Raw genomic sequence first — 15,780 nt, 5'->3', positions numbered from 1 at the left:
GTCACGCTGCCGCGGCGGCTTGCGGGCGGGGGATCCGCTTGTAGACGTCCAGCGCATTCTGGCCGAGCACCTTGCCGCGCCATTCCGGCGGGATGTGCAGCGTGTTGACGTCATCGTAATCCCAATGCGGGTAGTCGGACGCAAACAGCAGCGTGTTCTCCCCGTCCATCGCCTCCAGGATCGCCCAGAGGTGTTTGGCGTTCGACGGTTGCTCCAATGGTTGCGTGGAGAAGCGTATGTTGCGTCGACAATATTCCGACGGCAGCATCTTCAGCCATGGCGTCTCCTTGCGCAGGGCTTTGTAGTCGGCGTCAAGTCGCCAGAGCACCGACGGCACCCAGGCGATGCCGCACTCGATGACGACAAAGTAAAGATCCGGCCATTTTTCGAACACACCATGCGCGATCATGCTCGCGACATGCGACATGGCCGACATGTGCAGGATCGCATGGGTCTCCCAGAAGAAAGTCGTGGGCGCGGGCGCGACGGCATTCCAGTTGATGCCGCCATGCCCGCCAAGATGTATGGCGAACGGCAAGCCGACCTCGGCACAGGCCTCGAAGATCGGGTGATAGAACGGATCGCCATACGGCCGCACCGAGCCTTGGGAGGCCAGAACTTGCGCCATCCGGGGATGCGCGCCGAGCCGCCGGATCTCCGCCGCCGCAAGGCGTGGGTCCTGCGGCGCGATGACGATGGAGCCCATCAAGCGGCTGTCTTTCGGCAGCCATTCATTGATCTGATAGTCGTTATAGGCGCTTACCAGCGCGCTGGCGTAATAGGGATTTGCCAGCGTCGAAGCCTCGATCGGCTCGTCGCCAGTCAGGATTGCCACTCCGATATTGTATTTATCGAGGTGCTTCTCCTTCATGATCAGGTAATTGTCCGCCTCGACCTTCGGCCGCACGTCCTTCCGGGAGAAATCCTGCGGATGAAACCAGGGGCGATGGCCGTGCGGAAAGGCGCCGACGGGGCCGGTCTTCTCGCCTTCGATGAACATGTCTTTCCAGACGCCGGACAGGTAGGGCTCCAGCACCGTCGCGCTGGACCAGTAATTGTGGCAATCGCAATCGACTATGAACACTTGTCCCTCTTGATGATGCGGGCGCCGCTGAACGCCTCTGGATTCCTGCATCGAACTTCCGCCTTGTCAGTGTTTGGATCAAGCGTATGATCGGGCCGATACGATCGTAAAAATCGATTGGCTGGCCCATGCAGCTGGAACAGGTCGAGACCTTTCTGGACATCATCGAATCGCGGAACTTCAACCGGTCGGCGGAGCGCCTCGGACTGACGCAATCGACGGTCAGCACCCGTATCAAAAATCTAGAAACCGCCGTTGGATCCGAGCTCTTCCACCGCGGCCGCGCCGGTGCCGAGCCGACGGCGGCAGGGCGGCGGTTTGAGGCCTATGCGCGGTCGATGCTGTCGACCTGGTCCCAGGCGCGTCACGATGTGCGCGCCTTCAACAGGTTCGAGGGCAGCCTACGGGTCGCTGCCCAGGTCGGGATGACCCGCTCGATCCTGCCTGGTTGGCTGGAAATGCTGCTGCAAGTCTTGCCCCGGTCCTCGATCCACGTCGAATCCGATTATTCGCCGCAGATGATATCGGATCTAAGCCTGGGAAACCTCGATATTGCCGTTGTTTATGCTCCGCGCTACCTGCCCGAGATCACATATGACCAGCTCATGGTCGAGGAATATGTGATGGTCTCGACCACGGCGCGCAGGCTTTGCGATGTAAGCCCCGACAGTTACATCCGGCCGGGTTACACGGTGGTGCTCGAGAAGGCTCATGCCGAGGCGCTGCCAAACCTGACTGCGTGCCGGCTTTCGATGGGCTCCGAGACGCTTGCGGACAATATGCTGCGGCGGGCCGGCGGCACATGCTACATGCGCGCCGACGATGCGCGACGCTTCGCCGCCGAGCGCCCCTCCCACATCGTGGAAGAAGCTCCAACTCTGCATCAGCCCGTCTACACGGCGGTCCTCGCCCGACGCCGACATGAGCCGATCATTAAGAAGGGCGTCCGCGCGCTTCACCTTGCCGTCATGTCGCTGGAGAGTTGATCGATACAATCGATCGTAAACGGCTGAAGCGCCTCCTGTATCGAATGCAGGCCTGCTGGCAAGTGCTGATCGCATGGCGGCACACCGCCTAAGCGATCTTTATCGCCCTGCAGATTTCTTCGACCAGCATTGCGGCCGAGACCGAGCCGGGGTCCGCATTGCCGAGCGAGCGCTCGCCGAGACGCGCGGCGCGACCGACGGTTGCGATCATGTCGCGCGTCGCTTCCGCGCCCCGGCGGGCAGCGGCGGCTATGGCATCGGCGTTGCGGCCATTGACTGCCGCGTCGGCGGTCGGCCCCCAGGCGTCGAGCATTGTCCTCTGGCCGGGTTCCGCCTTGCCACGCTGGGCGATGCCGTCGCGCATCGCCGCAATGATGGTACGCAACTCGCCGGTCGGCATCGATGCGCGCGGACCCGCGGCCTTGACCGCGCAAAAGCGCGGTTGCGTAGAGCGGTCCGGAGGAGGCGCCGACTGCGTTGAGAAAGCCTTTGGCCGCGATATTGAATATATCCCGCAGCGTGCCTTCGGCGGCTTGCGCCGCTTCGGCCGCGGCTTTCATGCCTTGTTCCATGGCGACGCCGTGGTCGGCGTCCCCGATCACTCCGTCGAGCGCGCAGAGCCTGTCGCGTTCCGTCGCCATCCGCTCGGAGAAAGTGCCGAAAAGGGCTTTCAAATCCCCGGACGTGAAGTCCATCTCGCTCAGCTCCGGAACATGGCGCAGTCGCACGGATGGTCGATCATGCGTTGCAATTCGTCATCGAGATGCATGACGGTGATCGAGGCGCCGGCCATGTCGCGGTTGTGACGACGTGGCACTGGATGGCGGCGAGCCAGTCGCGGGGATGACCCAGCCCGGCTTCAGACCGGAAACAGGAAGGCCGTAGCGGGATCGAAGAAAATCTGCCGTCCCGAAGCGGCATCGGTGCCGCCCGGTTCGGCTGTATCCGAAGTTGGCCTGACGTCGATCTCGTCGCCCGACCCGGTGCGCGCCACGACGCGTCGGCGATCGCCGAAGAAGGCGGTGTCGACGATCTCGACGGCAAGCGATGCATTCCCCTCCATGGGGGTCAGGCGGAACGCTTCCGGCCGCACCATCAGTCTGGCCTTTTGGCCGCGGCCGAGCGCCTGTGTGGCTTTCACGCCCTTGACGATCGAGCCATCGGCCAACCGCACCAAGGCAACGCCGTTCTCTGTTTCGAGGTGCTCCGCCGGCAGGAAGTTGGAATTGCCGATGAAGCCAGCGACGAACTCGCTCGCTGGTCTGAGATAAAGGTCCTCGCCGGTGCCGATCTGCTCGATGCGGCCTTCCTTGAACAAGGCGATGCGGTCGGAAAGGTGCAGCGCCTCTTCCTGGTCGTGCGTGACATAGAGGATGGTGACGCCGGTCTCGCGGTGGATGCGGCGGATCTCGGCCTGGATTTCCTGGCGCAGTTTCTTGTCGAGGGCCGAGAGCGGCTCGTCCATCAACAGGATCGGGGGATCGTAGGCGAGCGCGCGGGCAAGCGCCACGCGCTGCTGCTGGCCGCCGGACAGCGCGCCGGGATAGCGCTCAGCGAATTTTTCCAGGCGCACCAGCGCCAGCATATCGGCGACCTTGCGCTTCACTTCGGCATCCGGCCGGCGGCGCACCCGCAGCGGAAAGGCTACGTTCTCGGCGACGCTCAGATGCGGGAACAGCGTGTAGCGCTGGAACACCATGCCGATGTTGCGCTTGTGCGACGGCACCGAAAGCAGCGACTTGTCTTCCAAAAGCACGTCGCCCGACGTCGGATCCTGGAAACCGGCGATCGCATAGAGCGTCGTCGACTTGCCGGAGCCTGACGGCCCGAGAAAGGTCAGGAATTCGCCCTTCGGCACATCGATGGTGACGTCGTGGACGGCGACGAAGGCGCCGAACGCCTTTCTCACCGCGCGGATGGACAGGAATGGCTGGGTCATCTGGACAGTCTTCTGCGAAGGAGTGCGGTGACGATCATCAGGGCGAGAGTGAGGCCGACGAGCAGGCTGGAGGCGGCGGCGACGACCGGGCTCAGATCGGCACGCAGGCTGCCCCAGATCTTCACCGGCAAGGTCTGCAGGGTCGGGCTCGCCATGAAGATCGCCACCACCACCTCGTCCCATGAGGCGAGGAAGGAAAAGATCGCCGCCGAGAAGATGCCGATGCGGATCGAGGGCAGGGTGATCCTGAGCCTTGCCTGCAGCGGACTGGCGCCGCACACGATCGCCGCGTCCTCGATGGATTTGTCGAAACCTTCGAGCGCGGTGGCGATCGGAATGATGGCGAAGGGCAGCGCCAGGATCGTGTGGGCGATGACGAAACCGATCGTCGTGCCGGCGAGCCCGATGCGCAGGAAAAAGGCGTAGATGGCGATGGCGAAAACCACCACCGGCAGCACCATCGGCGTCAGCAGCAGGCCGCGCAGGAGCTGCCGGCCGCGAAACTCGCCCCTGACCAGGCTAAAGGAGGCGAGCAGGCCGATCAGAACCGCGAGGATGGCGGCCATCGCGGCGATCTTCGCGCTGGTCAAAGCGGCGTCGACCCAGGCCGGGTCGGCGAGCAGTTCCTGATACCATTTCAGCGTCCAGCCGGGTGGCGGAAAGGCCAGCCAGCGCGACGAGCCGAACGACAACAGGACGATGAAGACCACCGGTAACAGAAGGAAAGCCGCGATGAGCGCAGTGAAGCCGGCGAGCGCCGCACGCAGCCATCCGAGCCGGTCGTAGTCGAGCAGCATCTTAGAGCCCTCCGGCGAGGCGCCTGGCGCCGACCATACGCAATTGGATCGCGTAGAGCACCATGGTGACGGCGAGCAGCACGAAGGCCGCAGCACCTCCGAGCCCCCAGTTGAGCAGCGACTGCACCGTCTGGGCGATCATTTCGGCGAGCATCATGTTCGATGTGCCGCCGAGTAGCGCGGGCGTCACGAAATAGCCGAGCGACATGACGAAGACCATCAGCCCGCCGGCGGCGATGCCGGGCAGCGACAGCGGTAGCAGGATGCGGCGGAATGCCTGCGACGGGCTTGCGCCGCAAAGGGCGGCGGCGCGCAGCGTCATCGGATCGATGGCGCGCAGCGTGCCGACCAGCGGCAGGATCATGAAGGGCAGCATGATGTAGACCATGCCGATGGTGACGCCGGTCAAATTATTGATGAGCGGCAGCGGCTCCTGGATGACGCCGAGCCCCATCAGCGCCCGGTTGATCACACCGGTGCGCTGCAAAAGCACCATCCAGGCATAGGTGCGGGTGAGGAGATTCGTCCACATCGACAGGATGATGATGCCGAAGACGACCGAACCGAGCGCCGGCGGCATGATCGCCAGCACCCAGGCGACCGGAAACGCGACGAGGATGGTCACGACGGTGACGACGGCCGCGACCAGGAAGGTGTTGAGAAACACCCGCACATAAGTGCCGCTGCCGAACAGCGCGGCATAGTTCTGCAGGCCGAGCTCGGGATCGGTGACGCTGCGCAGCAAGAGCGCGACCACCGGCACGACAAAGAACAGGCCGACCAGCACCAAGGCCGGCAGGGCGCCGCCGCTGCCGGCCGGCAGGCCGGCAACCGAGCCGCGGCTGAGGGAGTGTGCTTGCATCGATCGGTTCCCGTCGTCCCGAAGGGGGCGCGGCTTGCCGCGCCTCCGGCTTGCTGTGGCGCTACTTGGTCTGCCAGGCGTACCAGCGCGTGGCGATCTCGTCGCGGTGCTCGGCCCAGTAGTTCATGTCGAGATTGATCTGACCCTCGACGTGCGCGTCGGGCAGCCCTTTCACCACGTCGGCGGGCATTTCCGCCTTGGCCTTGGTGTTGATCGGCGCGTAGCCGCTTGCCTCGGCGAATTTCGCCTGGCCGGTCGGGCTGGTCGCGGCGGCGAGGAATTTCATCGCGCTGTCCTTGTTCTTGGCGCCCTTCGGCACGACGAGAACGTCAGCGGCGGTGAGGTTCTGGTTCCAGGAGACGCCGACATCGGCGCCGTCCTTCTCGAGCGCGAAGACACGGCCGTTCCAGAGCTGCCCGAAGGCAGCCTCGCCCGAAGCGATGAGCTGCTGCGACTCCGCGCCGCCGCCCCACCAGACGATATCCGACTTGATCGTGTCGAGCTTCTTGAAAGCGCGCTCGAGATCGAGCGGATAGAGCTTGTCCGCCGGCACGCCGTCGGCGAGCAGCGCGATCTCGATCACGCCCGGCGCCGACCATTTGTAGAAGGTCCGTTTGCCGGGAAACTTCTTGGTGTCGAACATGTCGGCCCAGCTTGTCGGCTCACCCGAAACGGCGCCCTTGTTCCAGGCCAGCACGAAGGAATAGTAGAAGCTGCCGACGGCGTGCTCGTTGCTGAAGCGCGGGTCGAGATCGGCCTTCGGCACGGCGGCGAAGTCGATCGGCTCGAGCAGCCCGTCCTTGGCGGCCTTGATGGCGAAATCCATTTCCACGTCGACCACGTCCCAGGTCACGTTCTTGGCGTCGACCATGGCCTTCAGCTTGCCGTAGTCGGTCGGGCCGTCCTGCAGCACCTTGATGCCGGAGCTCGCCGCGAACGGCTCGGCCCAGGACTTGGTCTGCGCTTCCTGCGTGGTGCCGCCCCAGCTGGTGAATACCATTTCGTCGGCCTTGGCGGCGGTTGCCGATAGCAGTCCGGCGAGCACGCCGGCTAAGATCAGTCTCATGTCATTCTCCTCTGATTTCTCTGTTCCGTTTCTTGTTCTTGTCGCTGCACCCTCGGCATGCGTTCTCAGCGCATGACGAAGGGATCGGGAATCGGCTCGTCCGAGGTCTTGATCCAGACCGATTTCGAGCGCGTGTAGTCGCGGATGGCGTCGAGCCCGCCTTCGCGGCCAAGACCCGACAACCCGTAGCCGCCGAAGGGAACGAGCGGCGACACGGCGCGATAGGTGTTGACCCAGACGACGCCGGCACGGATGTCGCGCGCCATGCGGTGCGCCTTGCCGAGATTCGAGGTGAAGACGCCGGAGGCGAGACCGAAGGGCGTGTCGTTGGCTAGAGCCAATGCCTCGGCCTCGGTGTCGAAGGCGAGCACGCTCAACACCGGCCCGAACAATTCCTCGCGCACGCAGGGCAGGTTGCTATCACCGGCATCGATGATCGTCGGCGCATAGTAGAAGCCGGCGCCGGCGTCGGGGCGCCTGCCGCCGGTGACCAGCGTGCCCCCGGCGGCGAGGCTTTCGGCCACGATGGTCTCGATCCGGTCGCGCTGGCGCAGGGTCGCGAGCGGCCCCATCTCGGTGGCCGGATCCTGAGGATCGCCGATGCGGATCGCTTCGGCCTTGCGCTTCAACCGACCAAGGAATTCTTGTCTTACGGTACGCTCGATCAGCAGGCGCGAACCGGCGACGCAGCTCTGTCCGGTCGCCGCAAAGATGCCGGCGACGACCGCATTGGCGGCGCTGTCGAGGTCGGCGTCGGCGAAGACGACGACCGGGCTCTTGCCGCCGAGCTCGAGCGTCGTGTGCGCGAGGTTTTCCGCCGTGTTCCCGACGATGGCGCGCGCCGTGGCCGGGCCGCCGGTGAAAGCGACGCGCGAGACCAGCGGATGACAGGTCAGGCGCCGTCCGCACTCCTGGCCGAAGCCCGTGAGGATATTGACGGTGCCGGCCGGAAAGCCTGCTTCGCTGACCAACTCGGCGAAGGCGAGCAACGGTGCCGGGCCGTCCTCTGAGGCCTTGAGCACCACCGTGCAGCCCGCGGCAAGCGCCGGGCCGAGCTTGACCGCCGAGAGGAAGAGCTGCGAGTTCCACGGCACCACCGCGGCGACCACGCCGATCGGCTCGCGGCGGATGGTGACGTCGAGATCGGCCTTGTCGATCGGCACATGCGCGCCTTCGTGCTTGTCGGCGAGTCCGCCATAGTAGCGGTAATAGTCGCCGACATAGGCGATCTGGGCGCGCGTCTCGCGGATGATCTTGCCGGTGTCGCGCGTCTCCAGCTCGGCCAGGCGGCCCGCATTGGCGGCCACGAGGTCGCCGAGCCTGACCAGCAGCTTGCCTCGCGCGGTTGCTGTCATCGATGCCCAAGGGCCGGTGCGCAGCGCACGATGCGCGGCCTCGACGGCGCGGTCGACATCGGCTTCGCTTGCAGCCGGCATCTTCGCCCATGGCGCACCGGTCGACGGATCGACGCTGTCGAAGCTGGCCGACGGCTCGTCGAAGCGGCCGTCGATGAAGTTCCTGAATGCGGCGTCGGTCATGGCCTTGCCCGTTCGTTCGCGATCAGATGAAGGCCGGCATCACCCGGTCGATGAACAATTGCAGCGATTTCTTCTTGCGCTCGTGCGAAAGGCCGCTGTCGATCCAGATCGAGTACTGGTCGAAGCCTAGCGTCTCATAGGCTTTCAGCCGCGCGACCACCTCGTGCGCCTCGCCGATCACCAGGTTCTGGCGCATCTTGTCCGGCGCGTATTGCGGCATGGCCGCGATCTCTTCGGCGCTCAGCGGTTCCAAAATGCCCTGGTGCACCGGCTTCTTGTTCTGGAACCAGGCGCCGAACTGGCAGTAGAAGTTCGACAGATCCTGGCTCAGCCGATCGGCATCGGCGGCGTCCTCGGCGACGAACGTGTGCATCAAGAGCATGATTTCCGGACGCGGGATTTCAGGATGCGCGGCGCAGGCGTCGTTAAACCGCTGCATGAGGCTTGCAACCTCATCGTCGCCGGACGCCAGTGGCGTCACTTGGACCTTGCATCCGTTGGCGACAGCGAAGTCGTGCGAGTTCGGATCGCGCGCCGCCACCCAGATCGGCGGGTAGGGCTTTTGCAGGGGTTTGGGAGAGGAGGTGGTTGGCGGGAACTGCCAGAATTCGCCGGAGTGCTCGTAGTCGCCGTCCCAGAGACCTCGGATCGCCGGAATGATCTCGCGCATGCGCTGCCCGGCGCCCCAGGCATCGAGCCCGGGGAAGACGCGCTGATATTCGTAGCTGTAGGCGCCCCGGGCGATGCCGATGTCGAGCCGGCCGCCGGCAATCACGTCGGTCATCGCCGCCTCGCCGGCAAGCTTGATCGGGTGCCAGAAGGGCGCGATGATGGTTCCGGTGCCTAGGCGGATGCGGCTGGTCTTGGCCGCAAGATAGGCGATGTTGATGAATGGATTGGGCGAGATGGTGAACTCCATCCCGTGATGCTCGCCGATCCAGGCGGTCTCGAAGCCCGCCTGTTCCGCCAGCAGGACCAGCTCACCCAACTCGCGCAACAACTCCGAATGCGGCTTGGCGAGATCCGAGCGTTCCATATGCACGAAGAGCGAGAACTTCATCCCTGGTCACCTGTATTGAGGGCGGCGGTCCTGGCGAGCGGCCTTACCTCGCCTTCGACCTCGTTGCCGACATAGACGCCGAATGCGTCTTCAGTGCATTCGCGCACATAGCGGGTGAGCATCGAGCGGATGGCCGGATCGGCGATCTTCAAGCCGTCGATCGCGTCGATGTCGATCAGCCGGATGCCGCGATCGCTGGAAGCCGGCACGTCGAAGGTACCGCGATAGTAAACATGGGTGCGCGAGGGATTGCCCGCGTCGTCCCATACGGCGAAGAGGAAGCCGAGCTGGGCCTCGATGGCCTTTGCGGCCAGAAGCCCGTTGAGGCTCTTGCCGTCGCTTGCCGAGCCCAGCCCCCGGCCGCGCGGCAGTTCGAGGAAGCCGTCTGGCGTTTCGAGGAACAGGATACGGCCGCCGTTTTCGAGGATGGCGCCGACATCGGTGCCGGGCTGGGCGGCGGCCAGCGCCTCCTGACTGAGCCCGGGCGTGATGTAGGCGCCGCGGCAATAGCCGAGAGGCTGCGAGGTATTGTGCTGGAAGTCGCGGACGCGGCCGATCAGGATCGAATGGTCGCCCGCCTCGACCAACCGCTCCATATCGCAGTCGAAGGTTGCGACCGAGCCGTCGAGAACCGGACTGCCGGTCTTCCCCGGGCGCCAGTCGACCGACGCGAATTTATCCGCTGCCTTCGAGGCGAAGATGCCGGAGGCCGCTTTCTGGGTCTCGTTCAAAATGTTGATGGCGAAGCTCTTCGATGTCGCGAACACCGGATGACCGAGCGCCTTGTGGGCGATGCAGACCAGCACCAGCGGCGGATCAAGCGACACCGATGTGAACGAGTTGGCGGTGAACCCGCGCGGCTCGCCTTCCGCGCCGATCGTGGTGACGATGGTGACGCCTGTTAGGAAGGAGCCGAGCGCACGCCGGAACTCGCCGCTGTCGAAGCTGGCGTCCGCTGCTGCTCCTTGCTCCAGGCTTTCACCTTCGTTCAGGAACTCGGCGATGCATCGTGAGGTGAGATCCGGTGCCGCCACCGCCATCATGTGCCTTTGGCCGGCGAGAACGGTGCAGCGGCCATGCGGCGCGAGCCTGGCCATGGCGGCCGACATTGCCGGCGAGGAGTTCTTGTCCTCGGAGCCGGTGATGAACAGGGCCGGCATGGCCAGGGTCTGCAGGCGCTCGGCGTGGTCGCGGTCGGCACGGGCGAACAGGCGATAAGTGCGGGCGTAGCCTTCGGGATCGACCTCGCTCAACGCTGCCGCCGCCTTCTCGGCCGCCGCCGTGAGCTCGGCCGGAACCGGATCGCCGAACCAGCGGGCGATGGTCTGGGCGACCCCCGCCGCATCGCCGTGGCCGGTGAGCGCCGCCGCGCGCTCGAGCACGGCTTGGGCCAGATCAGGCGGACGACGGAACACGGCGTTGAGCGACACGACACGGCGGATGCGCTCCGGCGCTAGCAGCGCGAGTTCCTGCGCGACCAAAGCCCCCATCGAGTGACCGACGACGGACGCCTTGTCGAGGCCGAGATGATCGAGCAGCCGGATCGCCTGCGCGGCATAGTCGGCGAGTTCCGGCTCCTGCGGCGGCAGCGGCGAGCGGCCGTGGCCAAGCATGTCGATGGCGATCAGGTCGAAGCGGTCAGCCATCCGCTGGATCTGCGGCTGCCAGATCGTCGCGTTCATGCCGACGCCGTGGATGAACAGCACCGGCGCGCCCGATCCGGCGCGGATAAAGCCGGTTCCGTCGGGCGCGGCTGCCCGGGTCCATCCAGGTGCGACGGCGTCAGCCATGCAGGTCGCCCACTTCCTTGAGGTCCTGATAGCGGTCGCCGATGCGATGGTGAGGACGGCCGCCGATCGAAGCACCGAGCGCCACGACCAACTCGTCCGGCGCCGGTGCGTCGCCGATCTGGAAATGCACGGTCAAATAGTGCGAGCGGCGGCCCTCGTCATTCTTGTCCATCAGCGGAATCATGATCGGTGTGTTCGGTCCACCACGCAGATTGGTGAAGGCGAGATAGGTCTTGGCGGCGACGGCGCGGCGATAGTGATTGCCGAAATGCAGTGTGTGGATCAGCGCCGAGGCATGCTCGATCTCGCCCGACGTGCCGCAGATCGCGGCCTTGCCGTAGCCCTCGATCGCCTCGGCCGAGCCGGCGGCGGCAACGATCTCGCGGGTCAGGGTTTCTCCAAGCACCGGCGCAAAGGCGCGGATCTCGGGCGAAAGATCCTCGATGAAGCCGCGACCCGCCCAGGGGTTCGTCAGCACGGCGGCGACCCCGATCAGACGCAGCGGCTTGGATGCTGCCTTGCCGCCTTCGATCAGCGTGTTCTCGCTGTAAGTGACGATCTTGCGAATGGCCGGCTGCATGGAAACCTCTGTCAGGTGGCGCTCGAGAGACGCCTGTCGTCTTATGGTATACCATAGTATGGAGCACCAAATACCTTGTCAACCTGCCATGGAATCTGTTTTCGTGGCGGCCAAGGGAGCAGAGACATGCAGGACGACACGCTTCGCATCGATCGCAGCGCCAAAACCTTGAGAACATTGGCCCTTGAGCGCATGCGCGAGGCCATAATGGATTTTCATTTCCAGCCCGGCGAAAGGCTGGTCGAGCGGCCGCTTTGCGACCAGCTCGGCGTCAGCCGATCGGTTGTGCGCGAGGTCCTGCGGCAGCTGGAGGCTGAAGGCCTTGTGCAGATGATCCCCGGGCATGGTCCGGCTGTGGCCAAACCGGATATCGGCCGCACCGACGAGATCTATGAGCTCAGGGCTTTGCTCGAGGGCATCGCGGCGCGCGCCTGCGCGCAATCGGCCACCAATGGCCAACTGGCCGTACTGGAGCACGCCCTCGGCGAGCTCTTCGAGGCCTGGGCCTCGGGCAAGCCGCCGGCAGTGATGCGCGCGACGACGAAGTTCTACGAAGCGCTTTTCGAGGCTGCGGACAAGCGTGTCGCCTGGGAGATCGTCAGCGGGTTGAATGTGCGCATCAACCAGCTGCGTTCGATGACGATCGCCTCGGCAAACCGTCGCGAGCCGGCGATCGCCGAGATGAACGCGATTATGGATGCGATCCGGGCGCGTAAGCCGCAGGAGGCGGAAGCCGCGGCACGGCGCCACGTCGAATCCGCCTGGAAGATCGCCCGGGACAAACTCCGCCTTGACCCTCTCTAAAGCGTGTCGCGCTGGAACGGATTCAGGCGACGCGCTTTCGCCCAAATCCCGCCATGCCGAATTCCGGTTTATCCTATTGGGGACCACCTACGAGAAGACGGTCAGGCGAGCTCCGCCACAGCTCCTATCCGACGGTAAATGAAGGGTTCGCCCGCCGCATTGTCTGCCGCGGGGCGCTGCGTTTCGTCGGTGAGCATGCCCACCCGGGCATGGATCGGCGATTTGATGCAGACCGGATCCGTTGCAGCGGCATCGCCGGCAATCGCCATCGCTTGACATCTGCAGCCGCCCCAATCGATCTCGCGCCGCTCGCAGCTTCGGCACGGCTCCAGCATCCATTCGGTACCGCGAAAGGCATTGAATGCCGGTGAATCGGTCCAGATCTCGGCCAGCGAGCGCTCTCCGAAACGCTCGAAGCGGAGCGCAGGAATGGTCTGCGCGGCATGGCATGGCAGCACCGTGCCGTCGGGCGTCACCATGAAGGCGTCGCGCGCCCAGCCGCCCATGCACGGCTTGGGATAGACGGCGAAATGATCCGGCGGGACGAAATCGATGTTGATGACGCCGGCAAGCCGTGCTTGCGCCGCCGCGACGATCTCCGCCTGCCGTTCGACCGCGGCGCGTTCGGGCATCAGGGTATTGCGATTGGCCAGCGCCCAGCCGGCATACTGCACATTGGCGATCTCGAGCCGCTCGGCGTCCAGCGAAAGAGCCAGGTCGATGAATTCCGGCACTTCCTCGATGTTGTGGCGATGGATCGGCGCATTGATGGTGAGCGGCAGCCCGGCCGCGCGGGCGCGGCGTGCCGTCTCCAGCTTCTTTTCGTGGCTGCCGCTGTGGTTGCCGATACGGTCGGTCGTCGCCGGGCGGGCGCCCTGGAAGCTCAGCTGCAGGTGGTCGAGCCCGGCTTCGGCAAAGACCTCGATGCGGCCCTCGGCAATGTTGATGCCGGCGGTGATGAGATTGCTGTAGACGCCGCGCGTCGAAAGCCCGGCGATCAATTGCTCGAGATCGCGGCGCAGCGTCGGCTCGCCGCCCGACAGATGCACCTGCAGAACGCCGAGATCGGCGGCCTGCGAGAAAAGATCGAGCCAGGTCTGGGTGTCGAGCTCACGATCGGCCTTGAGCAATTCGAGCGGATTGGAGCAATAAGGGCACTGCAGCGGGCAGCGATGCGTCAGTTCCGCCAGCATGCCGATCGGAGGCAGAAGCGGCTCGCTCATAGCTTCACCAACAGCTTGTCCGACCATTCCTGCAGGAAGGCGATGACATCGGCCGCTACGGCCTCCTGTTCAGCATCGTAATCGGCCGCAAGACCAGCGATGATGTAGCCGACCGCGGACCGCCCGTCGCAGCGGCGCAATATGTCGAGACTGATATCGTTCGGCCAGAATACCTTTTCCGGCGAAAGCACGGCGAAGGCCTGTCGCACGGGGTCGTACTGAATACGCACGTGCCTCGGCAGCGATGGCATTGATTGCAAGGAGACGATGGCTCTCTCGCGCAGCGCCATCATCGGGTTGCCTCCGGCTGGAAGGCGCCCGGAGGGACGTTTCCCGGCGCGCCATAGGCATGTTGAAGTGCATCGAGCATCGCCCACAATATATCGCATTTGAACACCAGCGCATCGATCGCCCGCTGCTGGCGCTCGGCCGTGTCGGCGTGGCTCAGCACATAGGCGAGGGCGAAGTCGGCGTCGCGCGATGCCTGTTCCGGCCGCCGGCTGAAATAGGCCAGCGTGTCGTCGGTGATGTAGTCGTATTTGGCCAGCATCGCCGGCACTCGCTCGCCGATGATGATCGGCGAGAACATCTCGGTCAGCGACGATGCCACCGCCTCGAGCAGCGTGCGGTTCGTGCAGAAGGAAAGGTAGGCGCCGACGGCGAAGCGGGTCGCCGGCAGCGCCAGCCTTTCGCTCTTGACGGCTTCGGCATCGAGCCCGAGCGAGGTCGCCAGATGCAGCCAGCGCGCGATGCCGCCGCTCCAGCCGTCCTCGCCGTCGTGATCCTCGATGCGTTTGCGCCAGGCGGCGCGAAACGCCGGATCCTCGGCATGCGCCAGGATCATGGCGTCCTTGCGCGGAATGACGGCCTGGTAGCAGTAGCGGTTCAATGCCCAGGCCTGCATTTCGGCCTTCGTCAGCACGCCACTGGTCATCCTGTGATGAAAGGGATGGCGGTTGTGATAACGCTCGGCGCCGACCTGCCGCAGCACCGCCTCGAGCTCGCTCTTGGACAGACCATGTCGCGCCGCGTCGTGGAAGTCGCTCAAAGTTCGATCTCCATTCCGTCGCTCCCGATTTCCCAGCCAGCCGCTCTGACCGCCGCGTGTTCGGCGGAACTCTCGTCGAGAACAGGATTGGTATTGTTGATGTGGATGAAGACGCGGCGGCCGGTCCTCACATCGGCCAAGGCGGCGATCGAACCCGCTTCTCCAGACATTGCGATGTGCCCCATGCGCGCACCGGTCTTCTGGCCGACGCCGGCGATGATCATCTCGTCGTCTGTATAGACAGTGCCGTCGAACAGAAGGCAGGCGGCGTCCGCCAGACGCGTGCGCAGGGCGGCATCGATGCCCGCGCAGCCGGGAATGTAGAAGACAGCGGCGCGACTTCCAGCCCCGCTGATACGCACGCCGATCGTGGCGCCCGTGTCGGAGCTGAAATCGGCGCTTGGATCGCCTCTTTGCTCGAGATAGAGCGCGATCTTGCCGGGCACGGGAAAGGCGTCGACGACCACGCCGGTCTGCTGGCCGTCCGCGTTGCAGATCGCCACTTGCTCCGTTGGCGCCAGAAGGCGGCGCGGCACGATCGCCGGATCGAGAACGTTGAAGATCGAATTCGCCGCCAGCGTCGCCAGCACCTGTGCCGTTGCATAGATTGCGAAGGGCTGCCGCTCCCGCAGGCTGAGCAGGCCGGCGACATGGTCGACGTCGCCATTCGTCAGCACGACCGCGCGGATGGGCGTCGAGCGCAGCGGCGCATCGGCCGCGGGCTGCAGTTCGGGCGTTTGCGCAATCTGCCGGCCAATGTCGGGCGACGCGTTGAACAGAACCCAGCCTGTCCCGTCAGCCGATACGGCAATGGACGACTGGGTCCGCGAATGCACGCCGGCCATGCCGTTCCGAGCCGAGCGGCTCAGGCGATAGTTGCAGTTCCATTGCGGAAAGCCGCCTCCCGCCGCCGATCCTATGATCTTCACGCGCATGGCGATGCCTGCTCTGCGGCCCATTTGACCGACGCCAAATTCTCGGTGCCAAACGGCTTCGCGCCCGC

The 15,780-nt window shown here is 64.9% G+C and carries 16 protein-coding genes and 1 pseudogene; 2 read left to right on the top strand and 15 right to left on the bottom strand.

The genetic code is table 11. From position 1 onward, the window contains the following. Position 1: 1 nt before the first annotated feature. Complete coding sequence (locus tag P9217_RS07295; RefSeq protein ID WP_278086316.1) at positions 2-1,084, bottom strand: amidohydrolase family protein; 1,083 nt, start codon at positions 1,082-1,084, stop codon at positions 2-4. Positions 1,085-1,212: 128 nt separating this feature from the next. Here P9217_RS07295 and P9217_RS07290 point away from each other — a divergent pair, with 128 nt between their 5' ends. Next, positions 1,213-2,070 carry a LysR family transcriptional regulator gene (locus P9217_RS07290; RefSeq protein ID WP_278052633.1) on the top strand — a complete coding sequence of 286 codons (858 nt, stop codon included), beginning with the start codon at positions 1,213-1,215 and terminating at the stop codon, positions 2,068-2,070. 88 nt (positions 2,071-2,158) lie between these two features. On the opposite strand, the gene P9217_RS30410 is transcribed toward P9217_RS07290, so the two are convergent. The 10 genes and pseudogenes from P9217_RS30410 to P9217_RS07245 all read right to left on the bottom strand — a co-directional run bounded on the left by P9217_RS30410 (position 2,159) and on the right by P9217_RS07245 (position 11,702). Beyond that, positions 2,159-2,470, bottom strand: a complete 312-nt coding sequence (locus P9217_RS30410; RefSeq protein WP_336618889.1) for a DAK2 domain-containing protein — start codon at positions 2,468-2,470, stop codon at positions 2,159-2,161. An 88-nt stretch (positions 2,471-2,558) separates the two neighbouring features. Then, positions 2,559-2,630, bottom strand: a pseudogene (locus P9217_RS30405) (hypothetical protein); the annotation flags it as partial. Between the two features lie 299 nt (positions 2,631-2,929). Then, positions 2,930-4,009 carry an ABC transporter ATP-binding protein gene (locus tag P9217_RS07280; protein WP_278052636.1) on the bottom strand — a complete coding sequence of 360 codons (1,080 nt, stop codon included), beginning with the start codon at positions 4,007-4,009 and terminating at the stop codon, positions 2,930-2,932. Then, positions 4,006-4,806 (bottom strand): ABC transporter permease, encoded by an 801-nt coding sequence (locus P9217_RS07275; protein ID WP_278086317.1) that lies wholly within the window; start codon positions 4,804-4,806, stop codon positions 4,006-4,008. The genes P9217_RS07280 and P9217_RS07275 overlap by 4 nt, the downstream gene beginning before the upstream one ends. Position 4,807: 1 nt before the next feature. Beyond that, positions 4,808-5,668, bottom strand: coding sequence for an ABC transporter permease (locus P9217_RS07270; protein ID WP_278086318.1), 861 nt, complete (start codon positions 5,666-5,668; stop codon positions 4,808-4,810). 61 nt (positions 5,669-5,729) lie between these two features. Then, positions 5,730-6,734 carry an ABC transporter substrate-binding protein gene (locus tag P9217_RS07265; RefSeq protein WP_067328491.1) on the bottom strand — a complete coding sequence of 335 codons (1,005 nt, stop codon included), beginning with the start codon at positions 6,732-6,734 and terminating at the stop codon, positions 5,730-5,732. 65 nt (positions 6,735-6,799) lie between these two features. Next, the gene (locus P9217_RS07260) at positions 6,800-8,272 is read right to left on the bottom strand and encodes an aldehyde dehydrogenase (protein ID WP_278086319.1); all 1,473 of its coding nucleotides are present in this window, start codon (positions 8,270-8,272) and stop codon (positions 6,800-6,802) included. A 22-nt stretch (positions 8,273-8,294) separates the two neighbouring features. Then, a complete protein-coding gene (locus P9217_RS07255; RefSeq protein WP_127248478.1) occupies positions 8,295-9,332 on the bottom strand; it encodes an LLM class flavin-dependent oxidoreductase in 1,038 nt (345 codons plus the stop codon). After that, positions 9,329-11,122, bottom strand: a complete 1,794-nt coding sequence (locus P9217_RS07250; RefSeq protein ID WP_278086320.1) for an alpha/beta fold hydrolase — start codon at positions 11,120-11,122, stop codon at positions 9,329-9,331. The genes P9217_RS07255 and P9217_RS07250 overlap by 4 nt, the downstream gene beginning before the upstream one ends. Next, complete coding sequence (locus P9217_RS07245; RefSeq protein WP_067328500.1) at positions 11,115-11,702, bottom strand: amino acid synthesis family protein; 588 nt, start codon at positions 11,700-11,702, stop codon at positions 11,115-11,117. Before P9217_RS07245 ends, P9217_RS07250 begins: the two co-directional genes overlap by 8 nt. A gap of 126 nt (positions 11,703-11,828) precedes the next feature. Between P9217_RS07245 and P9217_RS07240 the strand changes: the two genes are divergently transcribed. Further along, a complete protein-coding gene (locus P9217_RS07240) occupies positions 11,829-12,506 on the top strand; it encodes a GntR family transcriptional regulator (protein WP_095777416.1) in 678 nt (225 codons plus the stop codon). 101 nt (positions 12,507-12,607) lie between these two features. Here P9217_RS07240 and pqqE read toward each other — a convergent pair whose 3' ends face one another. The 4 genes from pqqE to pqqB are packed head-to-tail and all read right to left on the bottom strand — an operon-like array spanning position 12,608 to position 15,712. Continuing rightward, complete coding sequence (gene pqqE, locus P9217_RS07235; RefSeq protein WP_278086321.1) at positions 12,608-13,729, bottom strand: pyrroloquinoline quinone biosynthesis protein PqqE; 1,122 nt, start codon at positions 13,727-13,729, stop codon at positions 12,608-12,610. Further along, positions 13,726-14,022, bottom strand: a complete 297-nt coding sequence (gene pqqD / locus P9217_RS07230; protein WP_127213794.1) for a pyrroloquinoline quinone biosynthesis peptide chaperone PqqD — start codon at positions 14,020-14,022, stop codon at positions 13,726-13,728. The genes pqqE and pqqD overlap by 4 nt, the downstream gene beginning before the upstream one ends. Beyond that, entirely contained in the window at positions 14,019-14,777 is a 759-nt protein-coding gene (pqqC, locus tag P9217_RS07225; protein ID WP_095826027.1) for a pyrroloquinoline-quinone synthase PqqC, read from the bottom strand. The genes pqqD and pqqC overlap by 4 nt, the downstream gene beginning before the upstream one ends. Next, positions 14,774-15,712 carry a pyrroloquinoline quinone biosynthesis protein PqqB gene (pqqB, locus tag P9217_RS07220; RefSeq protein ID WP_278086937.1) on the bottom strand — a complete coding sequence of 313 codons (939 nt, stop codon included), beginning with the start codon at positions 15,710-15,712 and terminating at the stop codon, positions 14,774-14,776. The genes pqqC and pqqB overlap by 4 nt, the downstream gene beginning before the upstream one ends. Between the last annotated feature and the right edge of the window lie 68 nt (positions 15,713-15,780).

Origin of the sequence: Mesorhizobium sp. WSM4989 (assembly GCF_029625795.1) — a bacterium.
Taxonomy (GTDB): domain Bacteria; phylum Pseudomonadota; class Alphaproteobacteria; order Rhizobiales; family Rhizobiaceae; genus Mesorhizobium.
Note: the sequence above shows the minus strand (reverse complement) of the source record. Positions and strands in the feature narration are given on the sequence as shown.

Excerpts from the sequence above, each read along its gene's own strand:
- P9217_RS07290 (WP_278052633.1), top strand. The coding sequence starts at position 1,213 with ATGCAGCTGGAACAGGTCGAGACCTTTCTGGACATCATCGAATCGCGG.
- P9217_RS30410 (WP_336618889.1), bottom strand. The coding sequence starts at position 2,470 with ATGCCGACCGGCGAGTTGCGTACCATCATTGCGGCGATGCGCGACGGC.
- P9217_RS07280 (WP_278052636.1), bottom strand. The coding sequence starts at position 4,009 with ATGACCCAGCCATTCCTGTCCATCCGCGCGGTGAGAAAGGCGTTCGGC.
- P9217_RS07275 (WP_278086317.1), bottom strand. The coding sequence starts at position 4,806 with ATGCTGCTCGACTACGACCGGCTCGGATGGCTGCGTGCGGCGCTCGCC.
- P9217_RS07270 (WP_278086318.1), bottom strand. The coding sequence starts at position 5,668 with ATGCAAGCACACTCCCTCAGCCGCGGCTCGGTTGCCGGCCTGCCGGCC.
- P9217_RS07265 (WP_067328491.1), bottom strand. The coding sequence starts at position 6,734 with ATGAGACTGATCTTAGCCGGCGTGCTCGCCGGACTGCTATCGGCAACC.
- P9217_RS07260 (WP_278086319.1), bottom strand. The coding sequence starts at position 8,272 with ATGACCGACGCCGCATTCAGGAACTTCATCGACGGCCGCTTCGACGAG.
- P9217_RS07255 (WP_127248478.1), bottom strand. The coding sequence starts at position 9,332 with ATGAAGTTCTCGCTCTTCGTGCATATGGAACGCTCGGATCTCGCCAAG.
- P9217_RS07250 (WP_278086320.1), bottom strand. The coding sequence starts at position 11,122 with ATGGCTGACGCCGTCGCACCTGGATGGACCCGGGCAGCCGCGCCCGAC.
- P9217_RS07245 (WP_067328500.1), bottom strand. The coding sequence starts at position 11,702 with ATGCAGCCGGCCATTCGCAAGATCGTCACTTACAGCGAGAACACGCTG.
- P9217_RS07240 (WP_095777416.1), top strand. The coding sequence starts at position 11,829 with ATGCAGGACGACACGCTTCGCATCGATCGCAGCGCCAAAACCTTGAGA.
- pqqE (WP_278086321.1), bottom strand. The coding sequence starts at position 13,729 with ATGAGCGAGCCGCTTCTGCCTCCGATCGGCATGCTGGCGGAACTGACG.
- pqqD (WP_127213794.1), bottom strand. The coding sequence starts at position 14,022 with ATGATGGCGCTGCGCGAGAGAGCCATCGTCTCCTTGCAATCAATGCCA.
- pqqB (WP_278086937.1), bottom strand. The coding sequence starts at position 15,712 with ATGCGCGTGAAGATCATAGGATCGGCGGCGGGAGGCGGCTTTCCGCAA.